The organism is Cohnella sp. CFH 77786 (genome assembly GCF_019400745.1).
Lineage (GTDB): Bacteria > Bacillota > Bacilli > Paenibacillales > Paenibacillaceae > Cohnella.
Map to the genome: position 1 here is coordinate 85,876 of NZ_WJIB01000002.1, position 23,611 is coordinate 109,486.

The 23,611-nt window shown below is 61.3% G+C and carries 23 protein-coding genes, 2 tRNA genes and 1 pseudogene; 19 read left to right on the forward strand and 7 right to left on the reverse strand.

What is annotated here, in order from left to right; genetic code table 11:
- The first annotated feature begins 1 nt into the window (after position 1).
- The 6 genes from yjbM to GE107_RS03460 all read left to right on the forward strand — a co-directional run bounded on the left by yjbM (position 2) and on the right by GE107_RS03460 (position 5,037).
- Entirely contained in the window at positions 2-805 is an 804-nt protein-coding gene (gene yjbM / locus GE107_RS03435) for a GTP diphosphokinase (protein ID WP_219638096.1), read from the forward strand.
- 51 nt (positions 806-856) lie between these two features.
- Entirely contained in the window at positions 857-1,237 is a 381-nt protein-coding gene (locus GE107_RS03440; RefSeq protein WP_219638097.1) for a DUF309 domain-containing protein, read from the forward strand.
- An 88-nt stretch (positions 1,238-1,325) separates the two neighbouring features.
- Positions 1,326-1,787, forward strand: coding sequence for a hypothetical protein (locus tag GE107_RS03445; RefSeq protein WP_219638098.1), 462 nt, complete (start codon positions 1,326-1,328; stop codon positions 1,785-1,787).
- Positions 1,788-1,891: 104 nt separating this feature from the next.
- Entirely contained in the window at positions 1,892-3,388 is a 1,497-nt protein-coding gene (locus tag GE107_RS03450) for an RsmB/NOP family class I SAM-dependent RNA methyltransferase (RefSeq protein ID WP_255570154.1), read from the forward strand.
- A gap of 30 nt (positions 3,389-3,418) precedes the next feature.
- On the forward strand, positions 3,419-4,246 hold the full coding sequence (locus GE107_RS03455; RefSeq protein WP_219638099.1) for a pseudouridine synthase: 828 nt from the start codon (positions 3,419-3,421) through the stop codon (positions 4,244-4,246).
- Positions 4,243-5,037: a Cof-type HAD-IIB family hydrolase gene (locus tag GE107_RS03460; protein ID WP_219638100.1), complete on the forward strand. Its 795-nt coding sequence runs from the start codon at positions 4,243-4,245 to the stop codon at positions 5,035-5,037. The genes GE107_RS03455 and GE107_RS03460 overlap by 4 nt, the downstream gene beginning before the upstream one ends.
- Before the next feature lie 67 nt (positions 5,038-5,104).
- On the opposite strand, the gene GE107_RS03465 is transcribed toward GE107_RS03460, so the two are convergent.
- The 3 genes from GE107_RS03465 to GE107_RS03475 all read right to left on the reverse strand — a co-directional run bounded on the left by GE107_RS03465 (position 5,105) and on the right by GE107_RS03475 (position 8,009).
- Positions 5,105-5,206 (reverse strand): sporulation protein YjcZ, encoded by a 102-nt coding sequence (locus tag GE107_RS03465; protein ID WP_219638101.1) that lies wholly within the window; start codon positions 5,204-5,206, stop codon positions 5,105-5,107.
- 194 nt (positions 5,207-5,400) lie between these two features.
- The gene (locus GE107_RS03470; protein WP_219638102.1) at positions 5,401-6,786 is read right to left on the reverse strand and encodes an RsmB/NOP family class I SAM-dependent RNA methyltransferase; all 1,386 of its coding nucleotides are present in this window, start codon (positions 6,784-6,786) and stop codon (positions 5,401-5,403) included.
- A gap of 38 nt (positions 6,787-6,824) precedes the next feature.
- Positions 6,825-8,009 (reverse strand): GGDEF domain-containing protein, encoded by a 1,185-nt coding sequence (locus GE107_RS03475; RefSeq protein ID WP_219638103.1) that lies wholly within the window; start codon positions 8,007-8,009, stop codon positions 6,825-6,827.
- 109 nt (positions 8,010-8,118) lie between these two features.
- Here GE107_RS03475 and GE107_RS03480 point away from each other — a divergent pair, with 109 nt between their 5' ends.
- From GE107_RS03480 to GE107_RS03490, 3 genes are read left to right on the forward strand one after another with little or no spacing between them, the layout of a single operon-like run.
- The gene (locus GE107_RS03480; protein WP_219638104.1) at positions 8,119-9,288 is read left to right on the forward strand and encodes a glycosyltransferase family 4 protein; all 1,170 of its coding nucleotides are present in this window, start codon (positions 8,119-8,121) and stop codon (positions 9,286-9,288) included.
- Positions 9,289-9,306: 18 nt separating this feature from the next.
- Entirely contained in the window at positions 9,307-10,590 is a 1,284-nt protein-coding gene (locus GE107_RS03485; protein ID WP_219638105.1) for a metallophosphoesterase family protein, read from the forward strand.
- Positions 10,591-10,623: 33 nt separating this feature from the next.
- Complete coding sequence (locus GE107_RS03490) at positions 10,624-13,980, forward strand: AAA family ATPase (protein ID WP_219638106.1); 3,357 nt, start codon at positions 10,624-10,626, stop codon at positions 13,978-13,980.
- Here GE107_RS03490 and GE107_RS03495 read toward each other — a convergent pair.
- On the reverse strand, positions 13,898-14,965 hold the full coding sequence (locus GE107_RS03495; protein ID WP_219638107.1) for a YkvI family membrane protein: 1,068 nt from the start codon (positions 14,963-14,965) through the stop codon (positions 13,898-13,900). The two genes, GE107_RS03490 and GE107_RS03495, sit on opposite strands and share 83 nt — an antisense overlap.
- A gap of 203 nt (positions 14,966-15,168) precedes the next feature.
- Between GE107_RS03495 and GE107_RS03500 the strand changes: the two genes are divergently transcribed.
- Positions 15,169-15,606, forward strand: a complete 438-nt coding sequence (locus GE107_RS03500; protein ID WP_219638108.1) for an HIT family protein — start codon at positions 15,169-15,171, stop codon at positions 15,604-15,606.
- Between the two features lie 111 nt (positions 15,607-15,717).
- On the opposite strand, the gene GE107_RS03505 is transcribed toward GE107_RS03500, so the two are convergent.
- On the reverse strand, positions 15,718-16,233 hold the full coding sequence (locus GE107_RS03505; RefSeq protein WP_219638109.1) for a DinB family protein: 516 nt from the start codon (positions 16,231-16,233) through the stop codon (positions 15,718-15,720).
- Between the two features lie 136 nt (positions 16,234-16,369).
- Between GE107_RS03505 and GE107_RS03510 the strand changes: the two genes are divergently transcribed.
- From GE107_RS03510 to GE107_RS03530, 5 genes and pseudogenes are all read left to right on the forward strand, one after another.
- Entirely contained in the window at positions 16,370-16,942 is a 573-nt protein-coding gene (locus GE107_RS03510) for a xanthine phosphoribosyltransferase (protein ID WP_219638110.1), read from the forward strand.
- A 97-nt stretch (positions 16,943-17,039) separates the two neighbouring features.
- Positions 17,040-17,366, forward strand: coding sequence for a hypothetical protein (locus GE107_RS03515; protein ID WP_219638111.1), 327 nt, complete (start codon positions 17,040-17,042; stop codon positions 17,364-17,366).
- Positions 17,367-17,449: 83 nt separating this feature from the next.
- Positions 17,450-17,665, forward strand: a complete 216-nt coding sequence (locus GE107_RS03520) for a hypothetical protein (protein WP_219638112.1) — start codon at positions 17,450-17,452, stop codon at positions 17,663-17,665.
- Between the two features lie 59 nt (positions 17,666-17,724).
- Positions 17,725-18,048, forward strand: a pseudogene (locus GE107_RS03525) (carboxymuconolactone decarboxylase family protein); the annotation flags it as partial.
- Positions 18,049-18,306: 258 nt separating this feature from the next.
- Positions 18,307-18,393, forward strand: a tRNA-Leu gene (locus tag GE107_RS03530).
- 252 nt (positions 18,394-18,645) lie between these two features.
- Here GE107_RS03530 and GE107_RS26965 read toward each other — a convergent pair.
- Positions 18,646-19,353, reverse strand: coding sequence for a FadR/GntR family transcriptional regulator (locus GE107_RS26965; protein ID WP_219638114.1), 708 nt, complete (start codon positions 19,351-19,353; stop codon positions 18,646-18,648).
- Positions 19,354-19,475: 122 nt separating this feature from the next.
- Between GE107_RS26965 and GE107_RS03540 the strand changes: the two genes are divergently transcribed.
- The 3 genes from GE107_RS03540 to GE107_RS03550 all read left to right on the forward strand — a co-directional run bounded on the left by GE107_RS03540 (position 19,476) and on the right by GE107_RS03550 (position 22,552).
- A complete protein-coding gene (locus GE107_RS03540; RefSeq protein ID WP_219638115.1) occupies positions 19,476-20,891 on the forward strand; it encodes an FAD-binding oxidoreductase in 1,416 nt (471 codons plus the stop codon).
- Positions 20,884-22,269, forward strand: coding sequence for a (Fe-S)-binding protein (locus tag GE107_RS03545; RefSeq protein ID WP_219638116.1), 1,386 nt, complete (start codon positions 20,884-20,886; stop codon positions 22,267-22,269). Before GE107_RS03540 ends, GE107_RS03545 begins: the two co-directional genes overlap by 8 nt.
- 79 nt (positions 22,270-22,348) lie before the next feature.
- Complete coding sequence (locus GE107_RS03550; protein ID WP_219638117.1) at positions 22,349-22,552, forward strand: hypothetical protein; 204 nt, start codon at positions 22,349-22,351, stop codon at positions 22,550-22,552.
- Positions 22,553-22,622: 70 nt separating this feature from the next.
- Here GE107_RS03550 and udk read toward each other — a convergent pair whose 3' ends face one another.
- Positions 22,623-23,264, reverse strand: coding sequence for a uridine kinase (gene udk, locus GE107_RS03555; protein ID WP_219638118.1), 642 nt, complete (start codon positions 23,262-23,264; stop codon positions 22,623-22,625).
- A 230-nt stretch (positions 23,265-23,494) separates the two neighbouring features.
- Between udk and GE107_RS03560 the strand changes: the two genes are divergently transcribed.
- Positions 23,495-23,581: transfer RNA gene (locus GE107_RS03560), tRNA-Leu, on the forward strand.
- Positions 23,582-23,611: the final 30 nt, after the last annotated feature.

The following is a 23,611-nucleotide window of genomic DNA, read 5'->3' on the forward strand; positions in this document are numbered from 1 at the left end:
TATGGACGGACGGGACTGGGGAAAGTTTCTGCTGCCGTACCAGCAAGCGGTGGAAGAATTGAAGATTAAATTCAAGTCGCTGCGCAAGGAACTGAAAGCCAGAGAAGAATACGCGCCGATCGAATTCGTGACCGGCCGCGTCAAGCGGATCTCGAGCATCCTGGAAAAGGCGCGGAGGCTGAGCGTCGCTCTGGACTCGATCGAGACCGGGATCGAAGACATCGCGGGGATCCGCATCATGTGCCAATTCGTGGACGACATCCATCGGGTGGCCTCCATGATTCGCCAGCGCAAAGACATGAAGCTCGTTTACGAGAAGGACTACATCACGAACTACAAAGAGAGCGGGTACCGCAGCTACCACCTGATCGTGGAGTATCCGGTGCAGACGTCGCTCGGCTCCATGCCCGTGCTCGCCGAAATCCAGATCCGCACGCTGGCGATGAATTTCTGGGCCACGATCGAGCATTCCCTCAATTACAAATATAAGGAGCAGCTGCCCCCGCACGTCCGCGACCGGCTTCGCGCGGCGGCGGAGGCGGCGTTTCTGCTCGATAAGGAAATGTCCAGCATCCGCAAGGAGATCGTCGATGCCCAGCAGGAATTCGAAGAGAGCGCGGGAACGGTCCGGAACGTCCTGAACGCCATCCAGGAGCTGTATTTCTTCCGCAAAATCCGGGAGGCCGCGCAATTCCAGCTCCGGTTCAACGAGCTGTGGGAGCAGGAGGATATCCGGGGACTCAAGGACTTGTCGATCGATATCCACGAAGCGCTTAACCGGCTGAACAAGGGCGGGGGGAATTGAAGATTGTCCGGCGAGGGAACGGCAGGGGCAAGAAACCGGTGTCCCGATGTGATGAGGGATTCTCGTTTCGTCGATTTCGTCCGCCATTATAACGGGGACCGGGATTACTTCGAGTGCCACGAGCTGATGGAGGAGCTGTGGCTGGAGGAGGGACGCCATCCTCTGCTGCAAGGGCTGCTCCAAGCCGCGGTCGGGCTGTATCATTGGAGCAACGGCAACCGGTCCGGAGCGGTGAAATTGATGCAGCAGTCGCGTAGGAAGCTGGAAGGTTACCCGGAACGTGTGGCGGGACTCGATCTGGACGATTTGCGCGAATGTTTGGACCGTTCGCTTAAGGCGCTGCTTGAGCAGCCGGAGTCCGCGCCCTTCGAGCCGTTCGAGCTGATCATTGTCGATCCGGATCTGGCCGAGCTCACGGATCGTCAGGTATAATAAAAGAAAAGCCACACCTCCCAACCGACCGCCAGGGATGGTTCGCTTACGAGGATGACCAACATTCTTTTTTTGGAGGGAAACTGAAGTGAGCGAACAGATGCTGCAGCAAATTTTGCTGGAAATGCAGGGCGTGAATCGAAGGCTGGACGGGATCGATGGCAAGTTGGACAAGGTAGACGCCAGACTCGACAAGGTGGACGCCAGACTCGACAAGGTGGACGCCAGACTGGACAAGGTAGACGCCAGACTCGACAAGGTGGACGCCAGACTCGACAAGGTGGACGCCAGACTGGACAAGGTGGACGCCAGGCTCGACAACATCGAAGGAAGACTGGATCGACTGGAGAATGCGGTTGTCGAATTAACGCAGGCTGTTTTGGAAACGCACGAGGCGGTTGTCCGAATCGATGCGGTTCAACAGGAGCATTCGGCATCCATAGAATTCTTGCGGCGCGAACGACTCGAAGACCGGAAAATGTTTCACGCTTTAGCTGCCCGGTACATGGAGCACGACGCAGACATACAGGAATTGAAACGGAGCAGATAACCGAAGGGCTCGCCATCCGGCGGGCCCTTCCGCCCGATATCGGCAACGAACGGAAAAAAACATCCGAAATGATGTTCCGGCAGCAAGGAGACGTAAGCATACTTATGAAACTGCCACAGGAATTCATCCGCGTCATGCGCGAGCTGCTTCGAGAGGAAGCCGACGCGTTCTTCGCCTCCTACGACAAGCCCAGAACGTCCGGTCTCCGCGCGAACGGTTTGAAGCTTGCGCCCGCCCGGCTTCGGGATATGTCCGACATGGCCAGAGCGCCCGTTCCTTGGGCGGAAGGCGGGTTTTACACCGAGGAAGAGGACCGTCCGGGGAAGCACCCGCACTACCACCTCGGCCTTTATTACATACAAGAACCGAGCGCCATGCTGCCCGCCGAGCTGTTGGACGTCCGCCCGGGACACCGGGTGCTCGACCTGTGCGCTGCCCCCGGGGGCAAGACGACCCAATTGGCCGCCAAGCTGCGAGGCGAAGGCGTGCTCGTCACGAACGACAACGCGGCGGAACGGACGAAAGCGCTGGCCAAAAACGTCGAGTTGGCCGGCGCCCGCAATGCGGTGATTCTGAACGAGGAACCGGGAAGGATCGCGGACGCGTTCGGCGCCTGGTTCGACCGGGTGCTCGTGGATGCACCGTGTTCCGGGGAAGGCATGTTCCGCAAGGACGAGGATATGATCCGCCAATGGGAGCGTCATTCCGTGGAGAAATGCTCGCTCATGCAGCGCGACATTCTCCGGGATGCCGCACGGCTAGTCGCGCCAGGAGGCAAGCTCGTCTACTCCACCTGCACGTTCTCGCCTCGGGAGAACGAAGGGACGATCGCCCGCTTTCTGTCGGCGTTTCCGGATTTCCGGGTCGTGCCGTCCCCCTTCGGAGACGAATGCGGGATGGCGCCGGGAAGGCCGGACTGGCTGGACGTGCCGGAAGCCGAGGGCTTGTCCGGGGAGAGGCTCGCTTCTTTGGCAGGCGCCATCCGATTGTGGCCCCATAGATGCCGGGGCGAAGGGCATTTCGCTGTGGTCCTGGAGCGGATGGCCGGGGCGGACGGAACGGACGGTGCCGTGCGGGAAGAGGACGGCACCGGCTGCGGGCAAGCCTCGAAGGTCGAAGCCGCCGTATCCGCAAAAAACCGTCGTTTCGCCAAGTTACGGGAAGACGGAGGGAAAGACGAGACCTTGGCCAAGTTCGAAGCGTTCCGCTCCGAGACGCTGCCGGATTGGCATCCTCCCGGACGACTCGTCGTCCAAGGCAGCTCGGTTTATTCGCAGCCGGAAGGGGTGCCCTCCCTGGACCGCTTGAAGACGGTTCGTCCGGGCTGGTTCCTGGGGGCGGCATCGAAGCACCGTTTCGAGCCTTCGCAAGCGCTGGCGATGGGGTTAAGGGAACTTGACGCCACCCGCGTGCTGCGGCTCTCGTCCGGCCACCCCGACTGCCTGCGCTACCTTAAGGGGGAAACGTTGCAGCCGGAAGCCGGGCAGCTCTCGGGCCGGGGATGGATGCTCGTCTGCGTCGACGGGTTTCCGGCGGGGTGGGGCCGATGGGACGGCTTCGTGCTCAAGAACGAGCGGCTGCCGGGCTGGCGCTGGATCTGACGAATCGCGCGAAGGAAAGGACTACCTCTCATGAAGCAAACGATGAGGCTCGATAAAATGCTGGGGAACCTGGGTTACGGCACCCGCAGCGGCATCAAGACGCTCGTTCGCCAAGGAGCCGTGACCGTCAATGGGGAACGCGCCAAAGACGCGGGCATGCAGGTTGATCCCATGAAGGATACGATCGCGCTGGAAGGAGAGATCATCCGGTACCGCGACACGGTATACGTGCTGCTGAACAAGCCGGCCGGCGTCGTTTCCGCGACCGAAGATCTCCGCGACCGCACGGTGCTGGATTTGCTCGGTCCCGAACTGGCCGTCTTCTCGCCGTTTCCCGTCGGACGGCTTGACAAGGACACGGAAGGACTGCTGCTCTTAACGAATGACGGCAAGCTGGCGCACGATCTGCTGTCTCCGCGGAAACACGTTCCGAAAACGTACCGCGCGCTCGTGACGGGGGAGGTGGGCGCAGCGGAAGCGGAAGCGTTCGGCCGCGGCGTCGAGCTGGACGACGGGTACGTGACGATGCCGGCGCAGCTGGGCGTGCTCGCCGTAACCCCGGCATCGGAAGCGGCCGTGCATCCGGCGATCGCGGAGCCCTATGCCCGCATGGCTCCCGGCCGGTTCCGGGAAGCCGTCCCGGATACGTTAAGCTGGATCGAGCTGACGATCCACGAAGGCAAGTTCCACCAGGTGAAGCGCATGTTCGAAGCCGTGGGCCGCCAGGTGCTCTATTTGCGGCGGGTATCCATGGGGCCCTTGCGGCTCGATCCGGACCTCGTCCCGGGACAGTGGCGGGAATTGACGGAGGAAGAAACCGAAAGCTTGAGGCAATACCGGAAGGATGGGAAGCATTGACTTACCGAGTGATTGCGCTCGACGTAGACGGGACGCTGCTGAATGACGACCATGAAGTGACCCCCCGCGTGAGGGAGGCCGTCCGGGCCGCCGCGCGCCGAGGCGCCGAAATCGTGCTGTGCACCGGGCGGGGCTCCACGAGCGCGCTTCCCGTGCTCGACGAACTCGGCCTTCAAGGGACGATGATCACGCATAACGGGGCCTCGATCGTGGACAGCGCCTCCCGGACCGTCCTGTTCGAAACCGCGATCTCCCCGGAAGCCGCAGAACCGTACTTGGCTTATTTGCGGGACCGGCAACTCCATTTCGACATGAATACGTCCTTCGATCTGTTCGTGAACCGGCTCGGGGACGAGGCGGCCCGGATGTACGCCGCGATGCATGCCCGACCGATCCTTCGCGAGATCTCCGAAGGGCTGCCGGAACACACGGTCAAGCTGTCGGTATACGCGCCGAAAGTCGCGCTTGACGGCGTCGAACGGGAATGGCGGGAGTTGGACCGCGAGCTCCTCCAATACATCCGCAGCGGGGACGAATTCATAGACGTTCAGCATCCCCATGCCTCCAAAGGAAAGTCGCTCGAGAAGCTGGCCGCTATCCGGGGAATCCCCCGCGGTCAGGTGCTGGCGATCGGCAATTATTACAATGATATCGGAATGCTCGCGTTCGCGGGACACGGGGTGGCGATGGACAACTCTCCCGCCGAGGTGAAGGCGGAAGCCGATTCCGTCACGCTGTCCAACAACGAAGACGGCGTCGCCGCCGCGCTGGAACGATTGGGAATCTTCTAACAAGAGCAAGACCGGCTGGAACCAGCCGGTCTTGCTTTATGCGCGGAAGGAATTATCGGATTCCCGATTACCAGATGCCAGCGCGCAGGATAATCACGAGCAGGATAAAGAGAACCAGGACGAAGGCTGCAGCTCCGCCGTAACCGTAGCCGCCGACAACACCGGACATGGCAATTCCTCCTTCAGGATTTAGTGTTGGCAAGTGCCGAAGCAGGCCCGTCGGACGGATCCGCGGGCATTTCCTTACTTCGGTCTGCTTTATACTATGAGGAAGGTCGGTCACCGATTGGACACTTACCCCGATCCGTCCGATTTTGGGCAGGGGCGTAGACGGGCCTTCTTACTCGGTGCCGGATCGCCTCCTTACGGCGACCTCAGTCCCTTGGGGAGACGGTTTTTGCATTGTCCGTCGCTGGCTTTCACCCATCCGAGGGGGAAGCCGTCCACGGCGGCCAGCCCCCATCCTTTGGCGCCAGGGGGAGCCGGCAGGGATTCGCCGTGCCAGTAAGCGGCGGCCTCCGCGGAACCCGCGGGAAAGTCGGCGGCGAAACGCGCGGCTTCGGCCGGAATCGCCATCGCGAGCGAATGGTTCGGCTCGAATCGTCCGCCGGAGCGGATGTCCCCGAGGTGCAGCCCCGGCCGCGGCACCTTGAGTCCGCGCAGCGATGCGGGCGTAACGGCCGATCCCGGCGGCACCGGAAGCCAGAACAAAGCGTCCCCGAATACGAGCGGCTGACCGTGCGGAGGCAGCCGGAATCCGGGAAGCGATTCTTGCGCGAACGCGACATAAGATGATAGGGCGGAGGCTTCGGGCGGTTCGGCGCCTTTGCCTTTTCGGGGTTTGCCCCCTTCGCGTCGGGCCGGCATCCCGGCAGGACGGCGACCTTGTTCCTGCGAAACGTCATCCTTGCGCAGCAGGGCCGCGTAATGGCCTTCGCCTTGTCCGAGATGGGGCCACATCCTCTCTTCCCGGAGCAGACGGAATTCCGGGAAGCGCTGGAGGAAGTCGGCGACCGTCTCTTCGTTCTCCAGCGTGTTGAACGTGCAAGTGGAATAGACCAGCGTGCCGCCGGGCTTCAGCATCGCGGCCGCATGGGGAAGGATGTCCCGCTGACGCTGCGCGCAGGTTTCCACGGCTTCCTCCGACCATTCCGCGATCGCTTCCGGATCTTTGCGGAACATGCCTTCGCCCGAGCAAGGGGCATCCAGCAGCACGCGGTCGAACGTTTCCGGATAACGGGCGGACAGCTCCTGGGGCGCTGCCTGCGTCACGATCGCGTTCGGGATGCCGAGGCGTTCGACGTTTTCGGACAATATCTTGGCCCTGGCGGGGTGGATCTCGTTGGCGACGAGCAAGCCTTCCCCGCGCAGCTTGGCGGCCAGCTGCGTCGTTTTGCCGCCTGGGGCGGCAGCCAGATCGAGCACCGTTTCTCCCGGAACGGGATCCAGCAGCTCGGCTGCGATCATCGCCGACGGCTCCTGGATGTAATAAAGCCCGGCGGCATGGTAAATATGGCGGCCGGGGCGGGCCGACGCTTCGTAGAAGTACCCGTCCGGGCACCAGGGAACGGGACGAAGCCCGAACAGCCCGGTCAACGCCGGGATCAAGGAGTGGCGTTCATCCAGCTTCAAGCGGTTCAAGCGAAGGCCATAGCTTCGAGGTTCGTCGTAACTGCGCAGAAAACGGTCGGTCTCCCCGCCGAGCAGGCGGGTCATGTTCCGCACGAAATCGGGCGGCAATACGGGCATGCGTGCGAATCTCCTTCCGGCTTGCTCTCATCCTTCGTCTAGCGTTTCATCGCAGCCGGCGCCCTATCCGTCAGAGGCATCCCGGCATAATCGGTCACTTTGTTTTTCCCCGTCTTCTTGCTGTGGTACATGGCTTGGTCCGCCTGTTTGAGCAGCGCCTCCGCGGCGATGCCCGAGCCCGGCTCGGCAACGCATACGCCGACGCTGAGCGTGACGATGCTCTCCTTCTCCGTTCGCGCGCGGATCGCTTCCGCCGCTTGCAGGACTTTCAGAGCCGGCCCCGCCACGAACGCGACGAGCTCTTCGCCGCCGTAACGGCCGGCCACACCGATGCCCTCCGCTTCCTCCGCAAGGATCGAGGCGACCTGCTTCAAAACGCCGTCGGCGCGGTGATGGCCGTGGGTGTCGTTCAGCCGCTTGAAATTATCGATGTCGCAGAAGATGGCCCCGACCGGCTTGCCCGAACGGAGAGCTCGTTCCAGTTGGCTCAAGAAGTACCGGCGGTTGTACAGATTCGTCAGCCCGTCGGTGATGGAGGACCGGTACGCCGACATGAGCAGCTCGACGACCCGTTCGAACAGCAGCATGAACAGCAGGATGTAATAGACGACATGAAGCACTTCCGCAAGAGCGGCGAATCCGGCCCGGCTGGACGGCCCGTATTGGCCGAGGATCGCGCAAACCTGTGCCGCGAACGCGCAGCCGAGACCCAGGGCGTACTTGCGGCGCTGGCCGATATGAGGGCCGAACATAAGCGCGAACAGCGGAGGAAGCAGCAGCTGGTAGCCGTCGAGGGCGGGCGTGCGCGCCAGCCGGTCGGCCCAGGCAGACGCGTTCCCGGCAGGACCGGGGAACAAGTCGCAGGCGGCGATGAAGACGCCCAAGGCGAGCAGCCCGTAGAACCATACTCTCGTGCGGGGACGCCGCTTGAAGTACAGTTCGAAAACGGCGAAGTTCAGGACGATGAACGCGAACACCCGGAGCAGCTTGCCGGCGAAGCCCAGTCCCGGGATTTCGGGCAGCCAGCCGGCCGAATACGCGAGCTGCAGAGAGTGATGGGTAAAGATGAAACCGAGCGAAACGAGGAGCGTCCGATAGGCGCGCCTCCGGTTGCCGGCATATAAGCGGAAGGCCATGAACAGCATCAGGCCGAGGACGACGACGGAAACGGTCGAGGAGAACAGAAGACCCGGGATGTGCGCGGAAACGTCGATTGAGGGCATAGGGGCTCCTTTTGGCCGGAAATTGAACCTTTCTTGTCAGAAACATATGTTCTAATATATCATATTTTCCATAGACCGAGTAGGTCGGCAAGCAGAGGAGGAATCGCCCATGAACATCTTGCAGGCGCTGTTTTTCCCGCCGGAACAGCCGGGCGGCGTCTCGTCCATGGTTCCTTATATCAGGGAGCGGTTCCGCAAAATCGGTTGGGAAATGGAGCTTTTTTCCTTGCCGAAACGAATCCGCAACAAAGGCCATGATGATATCGCGTTCGAAACGTTCGATTGGCGGCCGTACGAGGGCCATGCGGTCGTCGACAAATACGTGCAGACGTTCAAGGATTACATTTGGTGGACGAAGCTGCGGCTGACGGGACAGAAATACGATCTGATCCATGCCCACCATCCGATCGCCGCGCTGGCGATGAAGCGGGTGTTTCCCGATACCCCGGTGGTCATGACGGTACACTCCAGTTTCGAAAAAGAGCTGATCCTGAACGGGCGGATCCCGGCGGACGGGCCGGAGCACCGTTTTCTGACGTCGATCTACGGGGAATTGGAGCGGCATGCGGACCTGCTCATGACGGTGTCCCATTCCTTCGCTTCTTATTTGGGGCAGTACATGCGGCATCCGGAGCGGATCAAGGTGATCCCCAACGGCTACGACGAGAAGAGGTTCAAACCGATTTCCCACGACAATGCGGTCGCGCAGCTGATCACCGTCTGCCGGCTCGTTCCGGCCAAAGGGCTGGACATCCTGCTTGCGGCCTGCGCGGAGCTCCGTAAACGGAACCGTCCTTTCGTCCTTCATATCATCGGGGACGGACCGATCCGCGAGGATCTGGAGCGGATGGCGAAGCAGCTCGGCATTTACGACGATACGATTTTTTACGGCTACATGCTCCATCCCGAGGAGCTTATGCCTTTCTTCGACGTTTTCGTGCTGCCTTCGCGCGCGGAAGCGTTCGGTTCCGTCTTCGCCGAAGCCGCGCTGTGCTTGCTTGCGCTCGTCGGCACGGACGTCGGCGGGATATCCGAGCAGATCGACCACGGCGTGAACGGCCTGCTCGTTCCTCCCGAGAATCCGACGGCGCTGGCCGACGCGCTCGAAACGGTGATCGCGGATCCCCATTTCCGGTACGAGATGGCGCGCGCCGCTTGGAACAAAGCGAAGAAGACCTATTCGCTGAACCGGGTCATCGGCGAGCTGAAGCAAATCTACGTCTCCTTCGGCGGGTCGACGGCGGCGGCCGAACCGGCGGCCGATCCCGCGGAAGGCTGAACGGAGGGCTTACGAGCGATGGGAGTACCGTTTACGTTCGTCCATGCGGCCGATTTGCACCTGGACAGTCCTTTCAAGGGGCTGGCCAAAGTGCCGGACGCCGTGAGGAACCGGCTCCGGGAATCGACGTTCGGTTCGTTTCGCCGCCTCGTGGAGACCGCCATATGCGAAGGGGCCGATTTCGTCGTGCTGGCCGGAGATCTCTACGACATGGCCGACCGCTCTCTCCGGGCGCAGCTGCGCCTGCAGCGGATGCTGTCCGAGCTGGCCGGCGAAGGAATCGGCGTGTTCGTCGTGCACGGCAACCACGATCCGGAAAGCGGGCGCCAGGCAAGGTTGGATTGGCCGCCCGGCGTGCGCGTTTTCGAATCGGGCGAGGCAGGGTGCGCGGAGGCTTACCGCCGGGACGGCCGGCTGGCTGCTTACGTATATGGCATCTCGTATCCGACGCCCGCGGTGACGGATAATTTGGCGCTCCGTTTCTCGAAGCGGGAAGGGGCGCCTTTTCATTTGGCCCTGCTGCACGGGAATGTGGACGGGAATCCCGGGCACGACAATTACGCCCCCTGCCGGCTGACGGAACTGGTCGGTGCCGGCTTCGACTATTGGGCGCTCGGTCATGTGCACGACAGACGCGTGCTGCACGAATATCCGCATGTCGTTTATCCGGGGAATATCCAGGGCCGGAGCATCCGGGAAACGGGGCCGAAAGGCGCTTACGTCGTCCGGGTTTCCGAAGCGGGCGAGGTTTCCTTGTCTTTCCGGGACACGGCGGAGGTGCTCTGGATGGAGACAACCGTCTCGATCGAAGGCATAGGAAGGGAGCAGCAGCTGAAGGAGCGGCTCCTTCAAGCCGCGGAAGAAGCCCGGGCCGGTTCGTCGGGACGCCCGGTCATCCTGCGGCTCCGGTTTGCAGGCAGAGGCGCGCTTCACGAGACGTTGCTAGAAGCGTCCGTCGCGGACGAGTGGCTTGAGGAGCTGCGGGAGTGGCTTGGCTCCCCGGAAGAGCGGGACGATTGGGTGTGGCCCGAATCGATCGCGGTCCATACGGCGGGAGCCGTGGATTTGGCGGCGCTGTCGGGCGAGGACGGATTCCTGGGCGAGCTGGTGCGCCGGGGCTTGCGGGCGGAGGCCGATCCCGCCGTCGCCCGGATGCTGGAGGAAGAAGCGTTGGTAGCATTGCGCCGCCTGCCGAGAATCCGCGAATGGCTCGCTTCGCGAAGCGACGCGGAACGCGCGGCGGTCGTCCGCAGGGCGACCGAACTGGCCGTCTCGATGCTTCGGAACGGGGAAGCGGAATGAAGAAGCCCGCGGGCGGGGAAGGAGGAGCGGACTTTGTACATACGCGAGCTTCGAGCGGAAGGGTTCGGCCCGCTGCGGAACGCAGCCGTAACCTTCGAAACGCCGGTCACGGTCGTGTTCGGTCCCAATGAAGCGGGCAAAAGCTCGCTGCTTCGTTTCATCCGCAGCATGCTCTACGGAATCCCGACGCGCAAAGACCCGGTCGAAAGGGGCGAGCCCGTTAACGGCGGTCGGCACGGCGGCCGGATGTCCGTTCTGGCCCGGGACGGACGGGTGCTGGCCGTGGAACGGTACGCGGACGGCAGCGGACGAGGGCGCAGAGCGCCGAGTGGACCACTCGTCCGTGACGCCGAAGGGCACGAGCTGCGGTGGACGCAAGCCGAGTGGGAGCGGCATGTCCTAGGCGGCGTATCGGAACGCCTGTTCCGGCAGCTGTTCTCGGTGTCGCTCGACGAGCTGCACGAGCTGCTGACGCTGCAGGGGGACGAGATCGGCAATTTCCTGTACCATGCCGGCCTGGCCGGAGGGGCTTCGCTGGCGGAAGCGAGGCGCAAGCTCGCCGGGGAAATGGACAAGCTCTACCGTCCGAAGGGCACAAACCAGGAAATGAACCGGCTGCTCGCCCTCATCCAGGAGATCGAGGCCGAGATCCGGCAAAGCCGCGGCGCGGTCGCGGCGTTTCAGGAAGCCTCCATGGAAATTGCGAGGGTGCGTGCGCGGCTGGAAGAGCTGGACATCGCCATTCCCCGGCTCGCGGAGAAGACAGCCGAAGCGCGCGGCGCCTTGGACGCGCGCGAGCTCTGGCTGCGGCTTCGGGTGCTGTTGGCCGAGGAGCGCGAATGGGCTCTCCGCCTGCCGGACCCGGCCGCTCCTCCGCTGCCGGAAGAAGCGGCGGCGGAATGGGCCGTCTGGCTGGAGCGGAAGGAGACGGCTTACGCGCGGCTCCGGAAGACGGAAGCGCTTGTCCGGGAGCGCCGCAAGGAACGGGAAGGGCTCCGGTGGGACGAACGCCTGCTGACGCACGCAGGCGAGCTGGACAAGCTCGAGGCGATGCGGGAAGCGGCCGCGGCCAGGTCGGAGGAGAGCGAATCCGTCGCTTCCGAGCTCCGGCTGCTGGACGATGCCCTGGAAACGCTGTTGCGGAGGCTGTCGCCGGACTGGCATGAGACGGACTTGGAAGCGTTCGCGGCCGTAACCGCGGAGCGGGAGCCGCTTCGTCGGCTGCAGCAGGCCTGGGAGGAAGCCGGACGGGCGCACGAACGGTTGGAAGCGGATGCTGGGCGGATCCGGCGGCAGCGCGAAGCCCTGCGTGCCGAGATGAAGTCGTCGCGGCAGGGCGGATCCGCGCGAGCTTCGCATCGTCTCGAATCCGAAGCGGAAGCGAGCCCGTTCGGTCCTTTCCGCCCGCAATCGCGGGAATCGCTCCAGCTCGCCTGGAATGCGCTTGAGGACGAAGTGCGTATGCTCGCGCGGGCACGTTACGATGCGATGCTGTCCGGGGTCGAAGTCCCGTCCTCCGCTTCCGCCGAGTACGGGGGAGCCCGAGTGCCGGAACGCCGACGCGCAGCGGGGGCACGCGGAGCAGGAAGCGCGCAGGCTTCCGGAAGAATCGTTCGAATCGCGGTATCGATCTTGGCGGGAGCTGCTTCGATTCTGCTGGTGACTGGAGCCATGCTCGGGTTCCCGACCTCCGCAGCCGCTCCGGCTTTCCTGGCGGGGGCCGCCGCGATGGCGGCTCTCTCCGCCGCAGCCGGCTGGACGGGAAGCAAGAAAGGGAAGGGGCCTTCCTCGCCGGCCGGGGAGATCCGGCTGGCCGAGCGGGCGGCGGAATCCCGCCGGCGCGCGGAGGAGCGTCTCCGCGAGCTGTTCGCGGATCCCGTGAAGGCGGCGGAAGCGCTGTTCGGAGGAGAGCCGGACCCAGCGGAGCCGTTGTCCGACGAGGCGTGGAGGCGTATGCGTCAGGCGGTTCAAGACAAGCTCGCCGCGCTGGAGCGCAGCGAGTTGGATGCCGTACGCGAGCAAGAATGGCAGCGCAGGCTCTCCGAATTGGACCGGGAGTTCGAAGCTTTGCGGATGGATTTGGAACGGAACGCGTCCCGGTCGGAAGAGCTGCAGGCGGAGTGGACGGAGTGGGTGCGAACGTACAAACTGCCGCTCTCTCTTGCTCCGGACAGCCTGCCGGAGCTGCTCGGGCTCGCCGAACAAGCGCAGACGGCATTGCGCCGCCGGGCAAGAGCGGTGGAGCGCCGGCACGCCTTGGAGCAGTACCAGTCCGCCTTCCGGGAGACGGGGGCGGCTTTGTTCGCCGCCTATCCGCCGCCGCCTTCCCTGGCATCCGATCCCGTGCTTGCGGTAAGCTGGCTGTATCGCTTTGCGGAAGAGCAGCGGGCGGTGAAGGAACAGGCGGAACGCGCCGATCGAGCCCTCCGGGAAGCGGAAGCGGAGGAGACGGAAGCCCGGCTCGCCTGCGGGGAAGCGGAAGCCGGAATGCTCGCCGTACTCCGGCAAGCGGGCGCGGCGGACGAGGCTGAATACGCGCAGCGGCTTCGGATCGATGAGCGAAGGCGGGCGTTGACAAGAGAGAGAAGGGAAATCGAGCTGCGGATCGAAGCGGGGCGAACGACAGAGGCGGCGGCCTCCCTGTACGGGCTGCTCGAGAGTCATGACGAAGCGTCGTTGTCGGCGTTATGCCGGAATGCCGAAGAGGCTTGGCAGGCCGCGGAACGGGAACGCACGGAGCTGCTCGACCGCAAGGGCCGTTTGGGCCGGGAGCTCGAGCGGCTGCGAGAAGATGCGGATTCGGAAGACCGGCTGCTGAGGTTGGCGGAATGGGAAGGCAAGCTGGAACGGCTCGCGGAACGATATGCCGTCTTGGCCGTCAGCGACCGGCTGCTGCAGGAGACGAAGGCGGTGTACGAGGAAGAACGGCAGCCCGAGGTGCTTCGGCTGGCGTCCCGCTATTTCGCGGCGATGACGGGAGGAGCCTACACCCGGATCGCAGTGCCGGCGGATACGCCCTCCGTACTCGCGGAGACAACGGACCGCCAATGGATCGACAGCGCTTATCTCAGCCGCGGAACCCAGGAGCAGCTGTACCTGGCCATGCGCTTCGCCTTGGCGGACGCGGCTTCGAAGGACGTGCCGCTTCCGCTTCTTCTCGACGATTTGTTCGTCCATTTCGACGAGCGGCGACTTCGTCAAACGGTGCCGGTACTGGCGGAAATTTCGCGAACCCGGCAGGTCATCCTGTTCACTTGCCACCGCCATGTCGCGGAAGCCGTTCGCCGCGATTTGCCCGCCGCGCGCGTCATCGACTGGGAGGCGCGGCGGGAGGAGCCCCGTTCCGAAGCGCGCGGTCCCGGCTCATCAGGAACAGCCAGCCCAGGCTGAGCATGCCGAACAGCGGATACAGCGTCGACAGCAAGGGGCCGAAACCGAATTGTCCCACGAAGAAGCAAACGATCAGCAAACCGGCCGTCAGCATCCATTCCGGAATGCGGGTTCTCTCCCGCAGCTGGGTCGTCAGGCCGTAGATGTCGGCGACGAGCGTGGTGAAGATTTCGAAGAAAATGAGCAGGATATACGTCCAATGGATCCAGGCGCCGAATTCGAGCGCGATTCCGCCCATCGGAATGTCGAACCGGGCGATCCCGGGCATGCGGGCCGACAACGTCAGGTGGCCGGCGAGCAGCAGCAGCCCGATGCCGATTCCGCCGAGCCATGCGCCGCGCCGCAGGATCTTCGGATCGCCGATCTGCGAGCCGACCGGGACAAGGACGGCTTGAGCCATAGAGAGATTAAAGGCCGCGTACAAGAAAGGGGACAAACCGGCGGCCCACGGAGACGCATCCGTTGAAAGCGACAACCAGCGGCCGTTTCCAGGGCTGATTAGCGTGTCGGTCATCAAAACGGCGGTGAACACGATCATGATCGGAACCACGAGGGTGTTAATCGTCAAGATACCGGATATGCCCCTGCGCAGCAGCATGAAGCATGCGAACATCGTCAGCAGAAGGCCGGTTTGGTAGTTCAGGTTCAGATGCTCGGAGAAAATGGAGCCGGCCCCCGCCAGCATGACGGCGTTGACCGCGAGCAGCAGGAACAGCATCAGGTGGCTGACGAGCCGGCCGCCCTTGTCGCCGAACAGATGCTTGTTCAGATCCTCATAGGAAGCGGCTTTCATTTCCGCCGCCAGCAGCATGACCTTCGAGCCGATCCAGACGAAGAACAGCGTGGCAAGCAGAATCAGCAGCGGCCCCCACTCGCCGAATCGCGTGAAAAACTGCATGACTTCCCGGCCGGAGGCAAATCCGGCGCCCACGACGGTTCCGATAAACGTAAACGCCACCTGCAAGCTTCGCCACCACGTTTTCACGTCCGCAGGCTCCCCCTTGTCTTGTCCGCTCTTCCTAACAAGATATGAGGCGCTTGCTGCGGACATGCCATCCAAACGGCAAGGAACGGAAACCGCGTCAACGCGAATTCCGTCTCCTTTATTTATATGAATAAGTTTTCGGGGTGTGCGCAAAGGATGTCATGATCCGCCTCTTCGAATCATGACGCAATCTAGGGGGAAATATGATGACGGAGACTCCATGCTTAGGGTGTAAGCTGGCAAATCGAAAGATTGACACGCACACTGTCTATGAAAATGAATTCGTTGCTTGTATTCTTGATCTTGCGCCATTGAATGAAGGGCACATTCTAATACTTCCGAAACGGCACTATCATGATGTCGATGATTTGGATGAAGCAACGGCTAGTGAAATCATGAAGGCATCCAAGATGCTCTCTAAGTTGCTAAAAGTGCAGTACAAGCCTGATGGAATCACGATCATCCAAAATAATGGTGTATTTAATGATTTGACCCACTATCACATGCATGTCTTCCCTCGTTATCATGCCGACGGTTTTAGCTGGGTAGAACCCATCGACTCTACAAAAGCCAAAGATAGGTTAAAGGAAACGGCGGAAGTTCTGTCAACTTCGTTGAATCAGCTAAACGGTAACGCGTAACGCTCCCCAAATCAATCGACCGCCTTTACGAAGCCTTAGGTTCATAGCAAACAAAAAAGGCGCTCAAATTGGTTGCCAATTTAAACGCCTTCCGTCATTTCGATACTCCGTCTACTTCAAATATTTCTCCCGAATGATCGCGACATGATGCTTCTCGTGGCCGGCGATCACGTTCGCGAACGCGCGGACCGTCATGCCGATGTTGTTGGCCGTACCTTTGCGGGACCAGGCTTCTTCAGGCAAACCGCGAAGCAGCGTCAACGTCGCCTGCCTCACCGCCCGATAATCATCCGCAAGCTGCTCCAGGCTCCAATTGCCGAACGGAGAGTGCTCCATGAAGAGATCCTGGTCGAAACCCGGGAGCGGCGTCTTGTCCCCCCGCGCGATCCGGAGCAGACGGTACGCCATGACGCGCTCCGTATCCGTAACATGGCCGATGATTTCCTTGATCGACCATTTCCCCTCCGCATACCGGTAATCCGCGCGGCTCTCGGACAAGGAGGACAGCAGCTCTGCCAATTCCTTCTCTTGCCCGGCCAAGATGTCAAGGATGTTCCCTTCCGGCACCAAGCCGATATAAGTGCCGAAATGCCCTCCATATTCTTCCGGCTTCGGACGTTCGTTCATGAGCTTACAGCCCCCTTCGAAGATTTAGAAAATTATAGCACCCGCCCCGCGGTTCGGACAAGATCGGGTACAAACGGTTGCGCAACTCAAGCAGGATATGGTACGTTAAACGGAAAAAGAACGGCGGGGTGGAACCGTGGACATTTTGAAGGAGAGGCTTCTGAAGGAAGCCAGCGTCCTGAATGCCGACGTGCTTAAGGTCGATTCGCTGCTGAATCACGGCGTCGATCCTCAGCTGACGATGGAAATGGGCCGGGAATTCGCTCGCAGGTATGCCGGCGAAACCGTGACGAAAGTGATCACGGTGGAGTCGTCGGGCATTCCGGTCGCGTTCGCGACCGCGCTGGAGCTGGGCGTGCCGCTCGTCTTCGCGCGCCGCAAGAGGACGCTGCTCGGCGAGCCGGACGCGTATTGCGAACGGGTGCCTTCCTTTACGAAAGGGATCGTAACCGATTTAATCGTCTCCCGCCACTTGCTCGGACCGGACGATTCCGCCCTGTTCATCGACGATATCATCGCGAACGGAGACGCCGCGCGCGGCTTGATCCGGATCGTCGAGCAATCGGGCGCGCGACTGGCGGGCATCGGCATCGTGCTCGAGAAATCGTTCCAGGCGGGTGGACGAACGCTGCGGGAGCTCGGCTACCGGCTCGAGACGCTGGTGAAAATCAAGTCGCTCGACAACGGCGTGATCTCGTTCGGCGAATAAGAGGCATCGTTCAACCCGTCCGGGGTGAAACACCCTTTTCGTTCCGCTCGGGATCACGTATAATAGAGGGGAACTTGCAGGGGGAGGCGAGCAGCAAATGGGAAACATTCAGCCGTCCGTCGAATTTTTCGCGCATAAGTTGGAAGACGCCAAAGTCCATTTCGAGCGCGCGCTCGACTGCAAACATACGGAGTTCGACGATCTGTATCCTTACATGATCGAACACCCGCAATTTTTCTGGTACAAACGTTATGTCGCGTGGTCGGAATTGCTCACCGTCGTGAAGATGTGCGAGGAGCTCGAGATTCCTTGGGCGGAGCGCTTCACCGAGCGCCAGGCGGAGTACGTCCGCGGGCGCGTCATGTCCGGCAAAGTGCTGGACGATTGGTACGAGACGAACGATTCGATGGAGCACGTCGGGTAATGATCCAGGACGCTGCAGTTGCTTAAGGCCCGTGGAACCTCCGTTCCGCGGGCTTTTAACTTGTTGGGAAGGCAGGGACTCGAATGGACGAAGCGCAATTGGATCAATTCAGGATCGAAGGCACGAAAGTCAGGGTCATCCGCGACGCCCTCGAGCAGAACGACGTCGTCGGGATCGTGGTCGCGTGGGACGACGCGAGCGTCCTCATCAGGCGTCCCAACCGGCGCGTCGTGAAGGTGGAGCGCAAATACCGGATTCTGCCGGCGGACGAGCCCCGGACGTGGGATATCGGGGAATAACCGGGTATGGCCGGCCCTTCCTTGTGGAAGATTAGGTGTCAAGGAAGGGGGATTGCCGCATGGAGGTTTCGACGGACAAAGTGGTTCGATACAAAAACGAAGTGACGGCGCTGGCCGGCACGCTCCCGAACGTGGCCGAAGCGTACCACGGATTCACGGGAGAATGTTTTGCCGCCGGGGAGCTGGACGAACGGACGAAACAGTTAATCGCGCTTGGGATCTCCATGTTCGCCAACAATGAGGTATGCACTTATTATCATGTGCAGGAAGCGTTGGCCAAGGGGGCGACAGACCGGCAAATCATGGAGGCGGCGGCCGTCGCGGCAGCCGCGGCAAGCGGGCACGCGATGTCGCAAGGCGTGATTCGCGTTCAGGGGGCGTTGGAGGGGCACGCAAGGCATGCGGCTCCGGAACCGTCCTTCGGGGGAATGCAGGATTATTTGCAGGACACGGAATTCGCCGGGGAAATCGGGCGGATGAACGTCGAATACGGCTCGGAAGGCGCGGTTTCTCCCAGCTATTGAGAGACAGATGACTGAAAATTTGAACTTTCGGATCCGGCTTGACTTGGCTTCTCGGCCCATGCTATGATAAGTCTCGTGATTGCGACAGGTTCTGCCGAGCGCCTTCACAAGTGGCATGCGGTCGTGGCGGAATTGGCAGACGCGCTAGATTCAGGTTCTAGTGGTGTAACAGCCGTGGAGGTTCGAGTCCTCTCGACCGCACCATACATAAGTTTCCGGAAGCCTTGATATTCAAGGCTTCTTTTTTGATAATTCAGAATTTATAAGTTTCACGCCTATTCATTTCCGAATGATCTTCGTTAAAAACGACATTCTATGTCCCTGCAGGACGACGAAGTCGTTTTTACTTGTTTCATGGCAATATTTCATATGCATGCGTTCACAACGATTTGTATTCGTTTTGGATGAGTCAATGCCCGTGCCGCGTCATCGACAAGTGCATGGACAGCGTTGTCTCTAACTCGTCAAAACGCCTCTCAGAACCTGCTCCACCTTGAGAAGATGGCCGGAGATCCGTTCTGCCGCAAGAGCTCCGTCCTGCTTCTCGATCGCCTCGTAAATCATCCGATGTTCCCCGAGCAAACGCGAAGCGGTCGCCTTTTCCCCGTAAAACCACAATTCGCGGGTTTGCCGGATCGACCCGGCGAAACGTTCCGACAAGGACTCCATCAACTGCAACAGGAGGGAGTTGCCCGATGCCGCGGCGATGGCCATGTGGAAGTCGGCATCGGCACGTTCTCCCTCGGACGTATCCCCGCCCTCCAAGCTTCGCTCCATCACCGCAAGCAGCTCACGCAACCGGCGCAAATCCACTGCGCTTCGCCTGCCTGCTGCCAGGTTCGCGGCTTCGACCTCCAGCGCTTTGCGGACCTCCAGCAATTCGATCAAAGATTCGGCGCCTTGGAAAAGAAGATCGGCTCCCGTTCTCGCCTCGTTCGGCAAAACGGTTTTGACGAACGTTCCGCCTCCCTGGCGAACGTCCAGCCAGCCCGTCGCCTTCAAGGCGCTCACGGCTTCCCGGATCGTGGATCGACCGACGCCGTAGCTCTCGGCGAGCTCCACGACCGAAGGCAACCGCTGTCCGGCTTGCCATTCTCCCTCGCGAATCCGGCGGAGAAGATGTTCCGCCACGATTTCGTGGCCTTTTTGGGTTTCGATTTTCACGGAAAAGAAAGCCTCCCGATCCTGTAAATATCTCCATCTTATCTATACAGTAGCATAAGTTTATCCTATAATGTTGCCAAAGTCATCAGATGACCTGATCTATTTTGGGGGAGGAGTTATCCATGCTCGACGCGGCGCTTACGAGGCGGCTGCGGCAAATCGTCGGCGAGAAGCACTACCGGGACGATCCGGAAGCCTTGGTCGCCCACTCCTACGACGGGACGCCCATGCTCCAGAGCTTGCCCGACGGGGTGATCTATCCCGCGGATACCGCGCAGGTGTCGGAGATCATGAAAGCCCTTGCGGAGCATCGAGTGCCGTTGATTGCCCGGGGATCGGGGTCCAACCTGTGCGGGGGCACGGTTCCCGTCGAAGGGGGCGTCGTCATGGTCATGCACCGGATGAACCGGCTGCTGGAAGTCGACTTGGAGAACCTGACGGCCACGGTGCAACCCGGGATGATCACGGCCGCGTTCAACGCCCATGTCGAATCGCTCGGACTCTTCTATCCTCCGGATCCCAGCAGCATGAAGATTTCAACGATCGGGGGCAACATCGCGGAAGGCTCCGGCGGGCTCCGGGGGCTGAAATACGGCACGACCAAAGACTACGTGATCGGCCTCGAGGCCGTGCTCGCCAGCGGCGAAATCATCCGCACGGGCGGCAAGCTGATGAAGGACGCGGCAGGCTACGATTTGACGAAGCTGCTGGTCGGCTCGGAAGGCACGCTCGCCATCATCACGGAAGCGACGCTGAAGCTGGTGCCGCCTCCGGCCGCGAAGAAGACGATGCTCGCGATGTACAAGGATTTGTACGGGGCAGCCCGGACCGTATCCCGCATCATCGAGGCGAAGATCATCCCGGCAACGCTGGAGTTCATGGACAACCCGACGATCCGGGTGGTGGACGATTTCGCGAAGCTGGGACTCCCGCGCGACATGGAGGCGATTCTCCTGATCGAGCAGGATGGGGAACCGGAAACGGTCGAACGCGACATCGGACGGATCCGGCAAATCTGCGAGTCGGAGCGCGCCGACCGGATCGAGGTGGCGGAGAACCGGGAGCAAGCGGAGAAGCTGCTGACGGCGCGGCGCAGCGCGTTCACGGCGCTGGCCCGGATCCGGCCGACGACGATTCTGGAGGACGCGACGGTTCCCCGTTCGCGGATTGCGGACATGGTGCTCCGGATCAACGAGATCGCCGGGAAGCATGGGGTTTCGATCGCCACGTTCGGCCACGCGGGAGACGGCAATCTGCATCCGACGGCAACGACCGACGCCCGGGACCGGGAAGAGATTCACCGCGTCGAACAGGCGTTCCAGGAAATCTTCGAAGCGGCGATCGAGCTCGGAGGAACGATTACCGGAGAGCATGGCGTGGGCGTGGTAAAAGCCCCTTTTCTGGAATGGAAAGTCGGCGCGGCGGGCATTGAGGTCATGCGGGGCATCAAAAACGCGTTCGATCCGCATCAGCTGCTCAATCCCGGCAAAGTATTCGCCAAAGCCGCGAGGAAACGAGTGGTGATCGATCATGGCTGAGGCGAAGGCCGCCGCATCTGCGGTACCGAAGAAACCGGCGATCGACCACGCCCATCCGCTGTCCAGGACGTTGCTCGCCAAGCTGGATTACGATCAGCTGACCAATTGCATGCGCTGCGGATTTTGTCTGCCGGCTTGTCCCACTTTTCGCGAAACCGGCGTGGAGCCGGAATCCCCTCGGGGGCGCATCGCCCTCATGAAGGCCGTCGCGGACGGTCTGATGGAACCGGATCAAGCGTTTCGGGACCAGATGGACCATTGTCTCGGCTGCCGGGCGTGCGAGCCGGTCTGCCCCGCGGACGTCAAATACGGGCAGCTGATCGAACAGGCCCGTGACGCCATTGAAGATCACGCCGAACGCGGCATTGCCGCCCGAGGGGTCCGCCGGCTGTTGTTCCAAGGGATCTTCCCGAGCCGCAGGCGGCTTCGGTTGCTCGGGAAAGCGCTCGCCTTCTATCAGAAATCCGGACTGCGACGGCTCGTTCGGAGCAGCGGTATGATGAAGCTGTTCCCCGAGCATTTGCGGGAGATGGAGTCGATATTGCCGGAGGCCACCGGCAGGGGCGTGATCGAGCGGATCGGGACCTTCTACCCGGCAAACAAAGAGAAGGTGGCGCGCGTCGCGCTGTTTCGGGGATGCGTCATGGACGTGCTGTTCGCGGAAACGAACGTCCATACGGTGAAGCTGCTTGCGGAGGCCGGCTTCGAGGTGGTCATCCCGCGGGATCAGGTTTGCTGCGGGGCGCTGCATGCGCACAGCGGCGAGCTGGAGACGGCGAGAGACCTCGCCCGCCGGAACCTCGAAGCGTTCAAGGATGCCGGTATCGACTATATCGTATCCAATGCAGGCGGATGCGGCGCTCTGCTGGCGGAATACGACCATCTGCTGCAGCAAGATCCCTCATATCGCGAGCTGGCCGCATCGTTCTCATCGCGCGTCATCGACGTCAGCCGGCTGCTGGCCGAACGCGGCCGCCTGCTTGATTTCGCGGAAACCGGCGCAGGATCGGCCGCGGAGACGACTACCGTCACGTATCAGGATTCGTGCCACTTGCGCAACGTGATGGGAAGCTCGGACGCCCCTAGGCACCTCATGAAGCGGGTCGCGGGCGTCACGTTTGCCGAAATGCGCGAAGCGGACCGCTGCTGCGGTTCGGCGGGCATCTATAACGTGACGCAGCCGGAAATGGCCGGACAAATCCTGGAGCATAAGATGGAGCACGCGAACGCGACGAAAGCCCGCTATTTGCTCACGAGCAATCCGGGCTGCCTGCTGCAGATGAGGCTGGGCGTCATGAAACACGGGAACGGCTCCGGCATGGAAGCGATGCATATCGTCGATTTCCTGTACGGGAGATTGTCCGGCCCGCCGGACTGAAACACGCAGGATGGGCATGAGATCTCTCTCTTCAGGGTAATCTAATAGCGATTCGCAGATCCGGGGGAGGGACGCCCGAATGAACATCATGGACGGAATGGACGCCGCGAGATTTACGTCGGCCAACCCGCATGACAAGCCGCGCGAAGAGCAAGCGAAAGAAGCGGGCGCGAAGATGCCCATGGTGCTCCGTAATCTGAACAACAAATCCGACCTGGACCCGGCATCCCCGCAAGTCGCTTATGCCGAGATGGCGCAGCAGCCTCCGTTACCGCAGGAATAACTCGGAAAGGCCTCCGACACCGGTCGAAGGCCTTCCTTATGAGCGGAAGAAACGCTGTCTTCCCCTTCCCTTATTCCTTAATGCCCGCGGCCGCGCGGTCGCCGGTCAAATATTTCTCGGTCAAGATCGACAGAAGCTCGATCCCGACCTGATTGTAGCCGCCTTCGGGAATGATGAGGTCCGCGTATTTCTTGGAGGGTTCGATGAAGGCTTCGTGCATGGGCTTCACCGTGTTCAAATATTGGTCATGGATGGACTGGATGCTCCGTCCTCGCTCTTCGATGTCCCGGACGACCCGGCGGAGGATGCGCACGTCGGGATCCGTATCGACGAAAACCTTGATGTCCAGTACTTCCCGCAATTTCTCGTCGAACAGCACGTGCAGACCTTCCAGAATGACGATATTGTTCGGCTCTAGCGCGACGGTTTCGGTGGCGGAGCGGGTGTGAATGGTGAAATCGTACAGCGGCGCCTGCACCGATCGGCGCGCTTTCAGCAAATGCAGGTGCTGGACAAGCAGTTCCATGTCGAAAGCGAGCGGGTGGTCGTAATTGATCTTCTCGCGTTCCTCCATGCTAAGATGGGTATTGTCTTTGTAATAGTTATCCTGGGAGATGAACGTGACCTTGTCCGATCCCAGGCGGTCGATGACGGAGCGCGCGACCGTCGTTTTGCCGGAGCCGGTGCCGCCGGCGATGCCGATGATGAGCATTGCGGTTCCTTAAACCTCCCCATGATGATTGCAGGTTCCAAGCTTGTATTGTAACACAAATCCGAAGCAAATCGACGCATATTATTTCCTCCGCCGCGTTGGATATGTGCGCCGAAGTCCCCAGGACGGATGATCATGTTTAAGAGGGCTTGCCATAAATTGCGATTGACACGTCCTATCCGCCATGGTACTATATTGATCATTGACGTTGAGAAAACAACGCTCAATATGCGGTCGTGGCGGAATTGGCAGACGCGCTAGATTCAGGTTCTAGTGGTGTAACAGCCGTGGAGGTTCGAGTCCTCTCGACCGCACCATCTTACCAACGACAGGCTCGTAAATGACGG